The organism is Bradyrhizobium agreste (genome assembly GCF_016031625.1).
GTDB classification, from domain to species: Bacteria; Pseudomonadota; Alphaproteobacteria; order Rhizobiales; family Xanthobacteraceae; genus Bradyrhizobium; species Bradyrhizobium agreste.
The window spans coordinates 318,285-330,519 of record NZ_JACCHP010000015.1; the positions used below are offsets into that span (position 1 = coordinate 318,285).

Annotated in this window: 9 protein-coding genes; all 9 read left to right on the forward strand. The window is 63.8% G+C overall.

Annotated features, from left to right (window positions below; all coding sequences use genetic code 11):
• The first annotated feature begins 15 nt into the window (after window positions 1-15).
• Window positions 16-843: a sensor histidine kinase family protein gene (locus HZZ13_RS23160; protein WP_311972746.1), complete on the forward strand. Its 828-nt coding sequence runs from the start codon at window positions 16-18 to the stop codon at window positions 841-843.
• Window positions 840-1,961 carry an efflux RND transporter periplasmic adaptor subunit gene (locus tag HZZ13_RS23165; RefSeq protein ID WP_197961830.1) on the forward strand — a complete coding sequence of 374 codons (1,122 nt, stop codon included), beginning with the start codon at window positions 840-842 and terminating at the stop codon, window positions 1,959-1,961. Before HZZ13_RS23160 ends, HZZ13_RS23165 begins: the two co-directional genes overlap by 4 nt.
• Window positions 1,958-3,034: an efflux RND transporter periplasmic adaptor subunit gene (locus HZZ13_RS23170; RefSeq protein ID WP_197961831.1), complete on the forward strand. Its 1,077-nt coding sequence runs from the start codon at window positions 1,958-1,960 to the stop codon at window positions 3,032-3,034. The genes HZZ13_RS23165 and HZZ13_RS23170 overlap by 4 nt, the downstream gene beginning before the upstream one ends.
• On the forward strand, window positions 3,031-6,180 hold the full coding sequence (locus HZZ13_RS23175) for an efflux RND transporter permease subunit (RefSeq protein ID WP_197961832.1): 3,150 nt from the start codon (window positions 3,031-3,033) through the stop codon (window positions 6,178-6,180). The genes HZZ13_RS23170 and HZZ13_RS23175 overlap by 4 nt, the downstream gene beginning before the upstream one ends.
• 9 nt (window positions 6,181-6,189) lie before the next feature.
• Window positions 6,190-6,669 (forward strand): hypothetical protein, encoded by a 480-nt coding sequence (locus tag HZZ13_RS23180; protein WP_197961833.1) that lies wholly within the window; start codon window positions 6,190-6,192, stop codon window positions 6,667-6,669.
• 74 nt (window positions 6,670-6,743) lie between these two features.
• Window positions 6,744-7,010 carry a hypothetical protein gene (locus HZZ13_RS23185; protein WP_197961834.1) on the forward strand — a complete coding sequence of 89 codons (267 nt, stop codon included), beginning with the start codon at window positions 6,744-6,746 and terminating at the stop codon, window positions 7,008-7,010.
• 131 nt (window positions 7,011-7,141) lie between these two features.
• On the forward strand, window positions 7,142-8,137 hold the full coding sequence (locus HZZ13_RS23190; RefSeq protein ID WP_197961835.1) for a PAS domain-containing protein: 996 nt from the start codon (window positions 7,142-7,144) through the stop codon (window positions 8,135-8,137).
• Between the two features lie 330 nt (window positions 8,138-8,467).
• The gene (locus tag HZZ13_RS23195; RefSeq protein WP_197961836.1) at window positions 8,468-9,823 is read left to right on the forward strand and encodes a globin-coupled sensor protein; all 1,356 of its coding nucleotides are present in this window, start codon (window positions 8,468-8,470) and stop codon (window positions 9,821-9,823) included.
• 18 nt (window positions 9,824-9,841) lie between these two features.
• On the forward strand, window positions 9,842-12,043 hold the full coding sequence (locus HZZ13_RS23200) for a putative bifunctional diguanylate cyclase/phosphodiesterase (RefSeq protein ID WP_197961837.1): 2,202 nt from the start codon (window positions 9,842-9,844) through the stop codon (window positions 12,041-12,043).
• The last annotated feature ends 192 nt before the right edge of the window (window positions 12,044-12,235 follow it).

Here is a 12,235-nt window from a genome sequence, read left to right on the forward strand (position 1 = left end):
GGCTTGCCGGAAGGCGTGCTGCTGCGCGAGCTGCATCACAGGGTCACTAGCGGGATCGCTTTCGCGATCGACCTGGTCTCCGCCGCCGCGATCCGCGTCGAAGGGGCCGAGGCCAAGCGCGCGCTCGTCGACGTCGTCGAGCTGCTGCACGGCCATGCCGACGTGCATCGTTCCCTGGCGATGCCGGCGGGCGACACGTTGATCCATGCTGCGACCTACATCCGCAAGCTGGGCTGCGGCATGCGTCGTGCCGTCCTGGACCGGATGAACATCCACCTGGCGTTCGCGACCCAGTCCCTGGCGCTTTTGCCGGAGCGCTGCTGGCATTTGGGGCTGATCGTCCACGAGCTCGTGATGCACGCGACGCGGCACGCCTGTTTCGATGCGAGGGCCGGGCAGATCAAGATCAAGCTGACGCGCCATGGCGCGCTCGTGAACTGCGTGATTCTGGACAACGGCACGCGTCCCGCGCGGGAGGTCTCCGATCGCGAGCTGCGCGTGCCAAAGGATCTTGCGAGGGCTCTCGGCGGACGGATCGAGCAGGGCTTCGGTGCCGAATTCACCTCGATCGTCCTCTCCTTCCCGCTGACCGAACGCGAGCGCGGCGCAAACTGGACCATTGCGGCACGGCAGATGAAAGCGCCGCGCCGCACCAGAGCCACGGATGCGAAAAACGAAGGGCCCGCCGTGAACACGGCGCGCGTTCAGCCAGGCCACAAGGTCGAAACGGATCCCGTCGCAAGACCTCCACGGCAGCAGGAGGACGCAGCGGTCGTTCTCCGCCAATCCGCCGATCCGCTCGGCGGGCTGTTGTCAACTTCCCACCGCACGGTGTCGCTATGACGAGCCAATTCTCCAATCCGATCCGCGCCATCCCAACGCCAGGCGCGAAACTCCTTGGCGCCCTGGCCGCGCTCGTCGGCCTTGCATTGAGCGGCTGCGACGACCATCAGCCGCCGGCGGCGACAAGAGCCGCGCTCGTCCGCACCGCGATCGTGCAGCCGCGAGACCGGCAAGCTGCCATCACGCTGACTGGAGAGGTTCAGGCGCGCTACCGCGCCGATCTCTCCTTCCGCGTCAGCGGACGTGTGATTGCACGAGCCGCGGACGTCGGCGCTCACGTCAGCAAAGGGGATATCCTGGCCCGGCTCGATCCGGCCGAGCAACAGGCCGATGTCGATGCTGCGACCGCGGCCTTGGCTTCTGCCGAAGCTCAGCTGCGCGTCGCAAAGGCCACGTTCGAGCGGCAGAAGGCGCTGATCGCAAGCGGCTTCACGACGCGCAGCGTCTACGATCAGGCGCAGGAAGGCCTGCGGACCGCCGAGGGCCTGCTGGAAGCGGCCAAGGCGCAGCTTGGCACCGCGCGCGATGCGCTCGGCTATACCGTCCTGCGCGCGGAAGCCGACGGCGTCGTGACCGCGCGCAATCTCGAGGTCGGCCAAATCGTGCCGGCCGCCCAACCGGTGTTCTCGATCGCGCAGGACGGGGCGCGGGATGCCGTCTTCGAGGTCTACGAATCCGTCTTCCTTGGCCAGACCGACAGCCGCCGCGTGATGCTGGCGCTGGTGTCCGATCCAAGCGCGACGGCGACGGGCGAGGTGAGGGAAATTTCACCAGCGATCGACGCAAAGAGCTCCACGATCCGCGTCAAGGTGTCGATCGACAATCCACCCGCGGCGATGACGCTGGGCAGCGCCGTGGTCGGAACGGTTATGGCGAAGCCTCAGAACGAGATCGCTTTGCCCTGGAGCGCATTGATGGCTGCGGGCAGGAAGCCTGCGGTCTGGACCGTCGATCCGAAAACGCAGACGGCAGCGCTGAAGCCGGTCACGGTCGGCACATACGAGGCCGGACAGGTGCTGATCAAGGCAGGGCTCGAGCCCGGCGAGCGCGTCGTGATCGAGGGGGGCAAGCTGCTGAGTTTGGGCCAGTCCGTCACTGAAGTGAGAGGCGGGTCATGAAGCAGGAAAACATGATGATCGCCGGAGCACTCGCAGCAGCGTTGCTGCTATCCGGCTGCCAGCAGGAGACCAGCGCGCCGGAGCCGGTTCGTCCGGTGCTCTCGATGCTGGCCAGGCCGAACAGCGGAGACAGCGCGGTCGCGGTCGGCGTCGTCGAGCCGCGCTACAAGACCAACCTCGGCTTTCGCGTGCTCGGACGGCTGACCTCGCGTCCGGTCTATGTCGGCGACATGGTTCAGGAAGGACAGATCATCGCGACGGTCGATCCGACCGCTCTCGATCTGGCCGTGCGCGCCGCCAGGGCGCAACTGGCAAAGGCCGAGGCGCAGCTTGCGACGGCCAAGGCCACGGAGCAGCGGCAACGCACGCTGATCACCAGCGATGCAACCACGAGGCAGACGCTGGACAACGCCGAGCAGGCCCGCGCCGGCGCCGAAGCGAGCGTCGCTCAGGAGCAGGCGAACCTGACCAAGGCGATCGAGCAACTCGGCTATGCCAAGGTCAAGGCCGATTTCGGCGGCGTCGTCACCGCTGTCGGTGCGGAAGTCGGTCAGGTGGTCTCGCCAGGTCAAACAGTGGTGACGGTCGCCCGGCCCGACATTCGCGAGGCAGTCGTCGACATCGGGGATGATTTTCCGGTCCCGCTGGAAGTCGGCCTTCCGTTCACCGTCGGCCTGCAGCTCCTCCCCGCCATCCAGGTCGAGGGCAGGATCCGCGAGATCGCGCCGCAAGCCGACGCGGTGACGCGCCTGCGCCGGGTTCGGATCGCGCTCGACAATCCGCCCGAGAGCTTCCGTCTCGGCGCGACCGTCACGGCAAAGCTCGGCAACGACCAGAGCAACGCTCTGCGCCTGCCGGCATCGGCCGTGCTCACCAAGGACGGCGCGGATTTCGTCTGGGTGGTCGATCAGTCCACCAGCACGGTCTCCTTGCAGAAAATCGAGGGTGTCGCCGAACCGGCAGGCCTTCGCGTCACCGGCGGGCTTGCCGCGGGCACCCGCGTCGTCACCGCCGGCATTCACAGCCTCAAGCCGGGACAGCCCGTCCGCATCGAACAGGATCAAGAGCAATGAAGTCGTTCAACCTCTCCGACTGGGCGCTGGGCCATCGCTCGCTCGTCTGGTACTTCATGATCGCCTTCATGGCGGCCGGCCTGTTTGCCTATCTCCAGCTCGGACGGCAGGAGGATCCCGACTTCACCATCAAGACCATGGTGATCCAGGCGCAGTGGCCGGGCGCCTCGCCCGAGGAGATGACGCGCCAGGTTACCGACCGCATCGAGAAGAAGCTCGAGGAGCTGGAATCGCTCGACTATACCAAGAGCGTGACGGTCGCAGGTCAGACCACCGTCTTCGTGTACTTGCGCGATTCGACCAAGGCCGCGGACGTCAAGCCGACCTGGGTGCGCGTCCGCAACATGATCGCCGACATCAAGGGCGATTTCCCGCAAGGCGTGATCGGACCCGGCTTCAACGACCGCTTCGGCGACGTCTTCGGCAACATCTATGCCTTCACCAGCGACGGCCTCAGCCAGCGGCAGCTCCGCGATCAGGTGGAGGATATTCGCGCCAAGGTGCTGACGGTGCCCGACGTCGGCAAGGTCGACATCCTGGGGGCGCAGGACGAGGTGATCTATCTCGAATTCTCCACGCGCAAGATCGCGGCCCTCGGCCTCGACGTGCACGCCATCATGAGCTCGCTGCAGGGACAGAACGCGGTGGCTCCCTCGGGCGTGTTCCAGGAGGGTCCCGAGCAGATCAGCGTCCGCGTCAACGGCCAGTTCACCTCGGAGGCGAGCCTGAAGGCCGTCAATCTCCGCATCAACGATCGGTTCTTTCCGCTCACCGACGTTGCGACGGTCAAGCGCGGTTACGTCGATCCCCCTTCGACGCTGTTCAGATACAATGGTCAGCCCGCCATTGCGCTCGCGATCGGGATGAAATCGGGCGCCAATCTGCTGAAGTTCGGCGAGGCGCTGCAGAGGGAGATGACCAGGATCATCGCCGACCTGCCGATCGGCGTCGGCGTGCATCTGGTCGCCGACCAGCCGGTCGTGGTCGAGCATGCCGTCTCGGGCTTCACCGAAGCGCTGTTCGAGGCCGTGATCATCGTGCTCGGCATCAGCTTCCTGAGCCTCGGCCTGCGTGCCGGGCTCGTGGTGGCGATCGCGATTCCGCTCGTGCTCGCGATCACCTTCGTGGTGATGGCCTATTCGGGGATTTCACTGCAGCGCATTTCGCTGGGCGCCCTGATCATCGCCCTCGGTCTTCTGGTCGACGATGCCATGATCGCCGTCGAGATGATGGTGGCCCGGCTCGAGATTGGCGATCCCCTCGAAAAGGCGGCGACCCACGTCTATACGTCGACCGCGTTCCCGATGCTGACCGGAACGCTGGTCACGGTGGCGGGCTTCATCCCGATCGGGCTCAACAGCAGCAACGCCGGCGAGTTCACCTTCACCCTGTTCGTGGTGATCGCGGTGTCGTTGATCGTGTCGTGGATCGTGGCCGTGTTGTTCACGCCGCTTCTCGGCGTCACGATCCTTCCGGCCAAAATGAAGGGCCATCACGAGCAGAAAGGACGCATGGCGCGGGTGTTCGGGCGTCTGCTCCTGTTCTGCATGCATCGTCGCTGGAGCACGATTGCGGTGACGGTCGGCGCCTTCCTGCTTGCGCTGTTCGGCTTGCAGTTCGTGCAGCAGCAGTTCTTCCCCTCCTCCGACCGTGCCGAGCTCGTGATCGACTGGAATCTGCCGCAGAACGCCTCGATCGCCGAGACCAACACGCAGATGGCGCGTTTCGAACGCGAGCAATTGCAGGGCAACGGCTCGGTCGAGCACTGGTCGACTTATGTCGGAACCGGCGCGCCGCGCTTCGTGCTGTCGTTCGACGTGCAGACGGCCAACACCTGGTTCGGCCAGCAGGTGATCGTGACCAAGGGCGGCATTGCCGCGCGCGACCGGCTCAAGTCGCAGTTCGAGGACTATTTGAGGAAGACGTTCCCGGGCACCGACACCTACGTCAAGCTGCTCGAGGTCGGGCCTCCGGTCGGGCGTCCTGTGCAATATCGTCTGAGCGGGCCGGATATCGCCGAGGTCCGCGAGCTCGCGCAGAAGCTTGCGGGAATCGTGCGGAGCAGTCCCGACCTCGGCAACGTGGTCTTCGACTGGATGGAGCCGGCGCGCGTCGTCAAGGTCGACGTGCTCCAGGACAAGGCGCGCCAGCTCGGCGTGACCTCGGAAGACATCGCCACCACCCTGAACTCCGTGCTTCGGGGCTCGCCCATCACCCAGGTGCGTGACAGCATCTATCTGGTCAACGTCACGGGGCGCGCCACCTCGGCGGAGCGTGCCTCGATCGACACGCTGCGCGACCTGCAATTGACCGGTCTCGGCGGCCAATCCGTGCCGCTCGGGGCTGTCGCCAATCTGCGCTATGAGCTCGAGCAGCCGACGATCTGGCGGCGCGCGAGGATTCCGACGGTCACTCTGAAGGCCGGAATCGTCAGCAGCGTTCAGCCGAAGACGATCGTCGACCAGCTTGCACCGAGAGTGGCGGAATTCACCAAGCAGCTGCCAGCCGGCTACTCCGTGACGATCGGGGGTTCCGTCGAGGAGAGCGCGAAGAGCCAGGCGCCCATCGTTGCAGTCGTGCCGCTGATGCTGTTCGTGATGGCTACGGTGCTGATGCTTCAGCTGCAGAGCTTCTCGCGCTTGTTCCTGGTGTTCGCAGTCGCGCCGCTCGCGCTGATCGGCGTGGTCATGGCCATGCTGCCGAGCGGCGCCCCATTGGGCTTCGTCGCCATCCTCGGCGTGCTCGCACTGATCGGAATCCTGGTGCGAAACTCCGTGATCCTGATCGTGCAGATCGAGGATCTGAAGAAGGAGGGCAGGCCCGCCTGGGACGCCGTGGTCGAAGCAACGGAGCATCGCATGCGGCCGATCCTGCTGACGGCCGCCGCCGCAAGTCTCGCGCTCATTCCCATCGCGCGCGAGATCTTCTGGGGCCCGATGGCCTACGCGATGATGGGCGGCATCATCGTCGGCACGCTGCTGACCTTGCTGTTCCTGCCGGCACTCTATGTGGCGTGGTTCAGGATTCATCCTGACGCTGCCGGTGCATTGCCTTCCCACCGCCCCGACGCTGTTGCGCAGCAGGCGTCGGCCGAACAGACCGCCACTCACCACGCACCCGAGCCTGTGCTCGAGGCCCAGATCTAGGAGACGACAATGCTTTCGAAAAGAACATCAAGCTTCGTGTTGGCGGTGACGGTCGCCGCGAGTGCGCTCGTGCCCATGGCTGCGTTCGCGCAACTTCCGCCACCGCCGCCGATGGCGCCGGCCGGGCCACCTCCGATGGCTGCGGCAGCTCCGCCGTCCTTCGCAGGTCCCCCTCGGCCCGGTCCGGTCGCTGGCCCCGGTCCGGCAGCTGGGCCGCGCCCCGATCTTGCAGCGCGAGGTGTCGGCGGAGGGCCGGCTGTCGTGAACGCCGCGCGCACGACGGCAATCAACATCGGCAGTGCCGGCGGTTATCGCTATGGCGGCGTGCACGGATATGGCCATGGCGCGCGTGCGGCATCTTATGCCGCCTCATACGCGGCCGGCGCCTATGCCGGGTACGCCTATGGCGGCGCGCGCTCCAGCTATGACGCGAGTAGCGACTGCTACTACGTCTATAGACGTCATCGCAGGTATCTCGTCTGCGATTAGCCCGTGAGAGAGCTGCATATAACGGAGCACTCTCGTTGAGGGCGCTGTAGACCTCGGCACCGATCGGAACGAGCATGGAAAGGATCTTCGGCTTCGCCGCTATTGTCGCGGTGTCAGCGGCCGCCGCGATTCTGATCCCTGTCGAGCAGGACGCGGCAAAGGAATCCGCGATCTGCCGACTGGATTATGACTCGGGCGTGCGCAGTTGCACCTTCGAGACCATCGATCAGTGCGTGTCGGCCATTGCTGGACGTGGCGGGAGCTGCTTTCGCGGCTCCGAAAGCGAGGGGGACGCATCGTTTGGCCATGCTCCGAACATGCACGTTCGTCATCGCCACTGATCTGTGGGCCAGCGGTGGTTTTCCGCCACATGGATATCGATCGACGCCGTCGCCATCAAGGGCCGGCGTACGGTTGGACAACCTTCCCAACTTTGCTAACTGTGCGTCACCTAAATCAGTAAGAGCAAGAAATGTTTGACCTCTTCAAGGGAGGCACCGCAGCAAACTTCGGGGTTATCGAGCGTGAGTTGCGCTGCGGCCTTTGGAGCTGGAATCTGCGCACCAGCGAAATGCAGTGGTCGCGTGGGTATTATGATCTTCTGGGCCTCGAGCCGGGAAAGGTAACACCATCCTTTGCCGCCATCCTCCAGGTGACGCATCCGGATGATCGTCGAGCGCAAGCCGAGGTCGACCGAGTCATCCAGAAAGCCTCGACCATCAGGCGAAAATTTCGCGTCATTCGCCGCGGCGGCAACATCGCCTGGATCTATTGTCAGATCATCATCTTCGTCGATCCGGAGGGGGTCGCGGAGAAGGCCATTGGCGTCTGCACCGATATCACGGCGCGGGAGGATCAGCTCAATCAGCTGCGGATTGCGGATGAGCGCTATCGCGCCCTGATAAAGGCCGCTGGCGCGGTGGTCTGGATCGCCAAGTGGGATGGGCGAATCCACGAGATCATCAATTGCGATAAAGCGGGCCAGATCATTACGTCCGAATCTGGTTGGCTCCAGTTCATCCATCCAGACGACCAGGAGAAGACGCTCAGGGTATGTGCGGCCGCAAGCCGCGAGAAGCGCGGCTATGATGTCGTGCACCGTTTCCTCCAGTCCGACGGCACTTTCAAATGGAAGCGGTCGACCGGACAGCCGGTGCTCGACGATGGAGGGAATATCAAGGAATGGCTCGGGATCAGCGTCGATCTCGACCGTCATTCGGCGCGTCCCGGCGCTCACCGGATCACCGGAGCGCAAATCAGGGCCGCGCGCGGGCTGCTGCGATGGTCGGTGATGGACCTGGCGCATGCTGCCGGTATCTCGCGCGCGACCATCCGCCGCCTGGAGGAGCTGGACGGTGCGCCGCCCCACAACGACGCGGCGCTTCCGTCGATCGAAGCAGCCCTCGTGAGAGCCGGTGTCGAATTCATGTTTCCGGAGGCAGGCAAGCCGGGCGTGCGACCGCGCTAAATTAGCTCCTCACCCGCGCCGACCTAGCAAGAATGGTCGCATCGTTGGTAGGCAACGCCGCGTCCGCTCAAATCTGGCGTTCGATCGCCGCGGCGTTGTGCATCGACGATCCCGCTGGTTGCTTCGGCTCACTCGCAAGCACCAATTTTGCCTAACAGAAGGTTAGCACGGTCGGCATTATTGTTCTGCACGTAGAGCTCCGGCAATGCGTGCGATCATGGCGATGCAAATCATTCGATGCTTCGGAATCGACTCACGCTGCAAGCGCCGTGTCTCCGGTGCCGGATGCCCATTCATTTTTTGCGCAATCGGATTTGAAAGAACATAACGATGACCGACGTACCCGCATGCGCCAATTCCGATCAGCAACGCCAGGCCCGACTGCGCTTCATGGGAATTACACCCCGCACCGGGGAACTGCTGCGGGAGTTCTGGGCGATCGCCGAGCCTGCAGTGCCGCGTATTCTGGACGGCTTCTACCGGCATGTCACGAGCGAACCTCAGCTTGCCGCCATGATCGGAAACGACGTTCCCAGATTGAAAGCCGCGCAGGGCACGCACTGGGCGCGGCTGTTCAACGGCCGGTTCGACGAGGATTATTTGAAGGGGGTCCGTGCCATTGGCATGGTCCACAACAAGATCGGCCTGGAGCCGCGCTGGTACATCGGTGGATACAACTTTGTCCTGAACCAGCTCGTGTCGCTTGCCGTTCGGCGCTATCGCTGGAGACCGGGACATCTCTGCGAGGTCTTGAGCGCGGTGAATTGTGCCGTGATGCTCGACATGGAGATCGCAATCTCCGTCTACCAGGAGGCAATGCTGGCCGACCGGGAAAGGCGTCAAGCGAAGATTCTTGCTGCAATTCGAAGCTTCGATGCCCGGATGAAGACGGTCGTGGATACGATCGGTGGTTCGGCCGCCAACCTTCAGAGCGCAGCCAATGACCTGGCCGCCAGCTCTTCGCAGTCGACCCAGCAGTCCAGTGCGGTGGCGGCCGCTTCGGAAGAAGCGTCGATGAATGTGCAGGCTGTTGCAACATCGACCGAGCAACTGACCTCCTCGATCCAGGAGATTGGCCGCCAGGTCTCCGAATCGACGAAAATCGTCAGGATCGCGGTCGAGCAGTCGGCCCGATCCGGTGCGACCGTCCAGACTCTTGCGCACGCCGCCCAGCGGATTGGCGACGTGGTTGAACTGATCAGCACGATTGCCGGACAAACCAATCTGCTTGCACTCAATGCCACGATCGAAGCCGCGCGCGCCGGCGAAGCCGGACGCGGCTTCGCGGTCGTTGCTTCCGAAGTCAAGGCGCTTGCCGAGCAGACGGCAAAGGCCACCGGCGAGATTGGCGAGCAAATTCTCTCGATTCAGGCCGCGACGAGAGAATCGGTTGGGGCGATGCAGGACATCGGCCGCACCGTCGGGTCCGTCAACGAGATCGCGACGGTCATAGCGGCGGCGGTGGAAGAGCAGGGAGTGGCTACCGCCGAGATCGCGCGCAACGTCCAGCAGGCAGCCGAGGGCACGCATGGGGTGTCCAGCAACATCACCGGCGTCAGTCAAGTCGCCGCTGAAACCCGGCAGACCGCGGGAAAGCTGCTGAGCGCCTCCGAGGCGCTTTCCGGCCAGGCATCGGCTCTTCGGTCCGAGGTCGACGCATTCCTTGACGAAATCAAAGCCGCCTGACGCTGCGCCGCAATCATCATGAAAACGCGCAATACAATTCATACTGCGATGAGCGAAGTTCTGCCTGCGGCCGAGAGCGAGCCGGCGCCACGATCTGCTATCCGCCGTCACGGCCGGCCAGCCATGGACTGGGAACGACTGGTCCATGCGGCGATCGAAAGCAGCTCGCATGGTCTGTGCGTCTTCGACGAACGGTCGCGATTGGTGATCGGCAACGAGCTGCACCGTCATATGTACGGCCTCACGCCCGCGCAGGTCGCCGCCGGGACGCCTGTGCAGGAGCTTCTGGCTAGCCGGTATGCTCGCGTCGTCGGAACGTCAGCGAACGCTCAAATGGCCGAGTATCTGGCGGCGATTCAGCACACGGCAGGGTTCAGTACCAGCTACGGACTCGAGGACGGAACATTCATAGAGCTCGACATGCATCCCATGGAGGGAGGCGGTTTTGTCGAAAGGCATCGGGATATCACCCAGCTGCGGCTCGCGGAGCTTCGTGCCGAAGCGGCGAGGCAGGAGCTGATCGAGAAGCAATATGCCATCGACCAGGCGGTCATCGTCGCAGTTACCGATGTGCGTGGCACGATCACTTATGCCAATGACCGGTTCTGCGAGATCAGCGGCTACGACCGGGACGAGCTCATCGGAAACAACCACCGCATCCTGAAGTCCGGAGTTCATTCGCGTGAATTCTTCCGCCAGATGTATCGTCAGCTTGCCCGCGGCGGGGTCTGGCGCGGAGAGCTCTGCAACAAGGCGAAAGGCGGAAACCTATATTGGGTCGATACGGTGATTACCCCTCAGCTCGGTCCGGAGGGAAAGCCGGTGGCCTACATGGCGATCCGGGTCGACATCACAGCTCGGAAGAACGCCGAAGCGCTGGTGTATTATGCGGCTCGCCACGACGCCTTGACCGGGCTGTCGAACAGAGCCGCTCTGCTCGAAGATCTATCGAGCCGGCTCGCACAAGCTAGTGCATGCGAGCGACAGCTGATCGTGTACTTGCTGGATCTCGACGGGTTCAAGTGGGTGAATGATACGCTGGGGCATGCCGCCGGTGACGCCTTGCTCAAGCAGCTGAGCAGGCGCCTCGAGTCGGTTGCCGCCGATGGCGATCTGATCGCCCGTCTGGGAGGCGACGAGTTCGCAATCGTGCAGTTCAGCTCTGGGGAAGGACGCGAACAGGCGGAAAGACTCGCGATCACGCTTCTCGAGATCGTGGCGATGCCGTTCTCGATCGCAGGCCAGGACGTGTCGGTCGGAGTGAGTATCGGATTGGCGCTCGCACCGCTGCACGGCTCCACGGCTTTCGAGCTGCTCTACAAGGCAGATCTCGCCCTCTATCGGGTCAAGGCGGAGGGACGAAACGGATACCGGTTCTTCGAAGAAGAGATGCACAAGAGCGCGCAATCCCGCAACCGGCTCATCAACGAGCTTCGCGAGTCGGTGGCCCGGGGCGATTTCGAACTGCACTATCAGCCGATCTTCGATGCGAAGACGCTGCAGCCGCGTGTGATGGAGGCCTTGGTGCGATGGCGTCATCCCTCCGAGGGCCTGCTTCAGCCCGGTCGCTTCATAGGTATCGCTGAAGAGACCGGCCTCATGGAGCCTTTGGGGCGTTGGATTCTTCGTCAGGCGTGTGCAGACGCAGCGTCGTGGCCCAAGGGAATCAAGGTTGCGGTCAACATTTCTCCTGCGCAGTTCCGCGGTCCGGAATTGTTCGACGCGGTGCTGAGAACTCTGCTGGAAACGGGCCTGTCGCCCGATCAGCTCGAGTTCGAAGTCACGGAATCCATTCTGCTGCAGGAGAAGGAGGAAAACCTCCTGCTCTTTCGCCAGCTCAAGAATATCGGGATATCCATCGCGCTGGACGACTTCGGTGTGGGATACGCATCGCTCGGTTCGGTGGTCTCATTTCCCTTCGACAAGGTGAAGATCGATCGATCTTTCACCAAAGACCTGGTGACCAACCCGGCGAACAGGACCGTGGTGGCCTCGATCATGACTCTGGCCGCCGGCCTCGGGGTGCAAGTTATCGCAGAGGGCGTCGAGACCGAGGAGCAGCTGGATTACTTGAGGAGCCAAGGGTTGGATCTGGTCCAAGGTTATTTGCTGGGCAGACCCGCACCGGCCGGCCTGAATGAGTGGGTCGGTGCCGGGCCTGCTGGGGCTCCTCAGGGCGGTCATCATCTGGCTTGCGATGGACGGGCGCAGGCAAGTTGAACACGCCGATTCTCCGCTGCGCGGGGCCTCGACCTGTATCGCGACCCCGCCGTGGTGAAGTCAGGCGATGCCGCGCGCGTCCGCTCGCTGCTGGAGAACGCGCTGGCCTCGCTGAAGCCGGCCTGAGGGTGCTCTTACCCTCCGCTGGAGGGTCCGCTGGAGGGGGAGGGTCGATCGCGCGCAGCGCGAGCG

What these genes read in the sequence shown, in the direction of transcription:
- HZZ13_RS23165 (WP_197961830.1), top strand. Translation starts at nt 840, where the DNA reads ATGACGAGCCAATTCTCCAATCCGATCCGCGCCATCCCAACGCCAGGC.
- HZZ13_RS23170 (WP_197961831.1), top strand. Translation starts at nt 1,958, where the DNA reads ATGAAGCAGGAAAACATGATGATCGCCGGAGCACTCGCAGCAGCGTTG.
- HZZ13_RS23175 (WP_197961832.1), top strand. Translation starts at nt 3,031, where the DNA reads ATGAAGTCGTTCAACCTCTCCGACTGGGCGCTGGGCCATCGCTCGCTC.
- HZZ13_RS23180 (WP_197961833.1), top strand. Translation starts at nt 6,190, where the DNA reads ATGCTTTCGAAAAGAACATCAAGCTTCGTGTTGGCGGTGACGGTCGCC.
- HZZ13_RS23185 (WP_197961834.1), top strand. Translation starts at nt 6,744, where the DNA reads ATGGAAAGGATCTTCGGCTTCGCCGCTATTGTCGCGGTGTCAGCGGCC.
- HZZ13_RS23190 (WP_197961835.1), top strand. Translation starts at nt 7,142, where the DNA reads ATGTTTGACCTCTTCAAGGGAGGCACCGCAGCAAACTTCGGGGTTATC.
- HZZ13_RS23195 (WP_197961836.1), top strand. Translation starts at nt 8,468, where the DNA reads ATGACCGACGTACCCGCATGCGCCAATTCCGATCAGCAACGCCAGGCC.
- HZZ13_RS23200 (WP_197961837.1), top strand. Translation starts at nt 9,842, where the DNA reads ATGAAAACGCGCAATACAATTCATACTGCGATGAGCGAAGTTCTGCCT.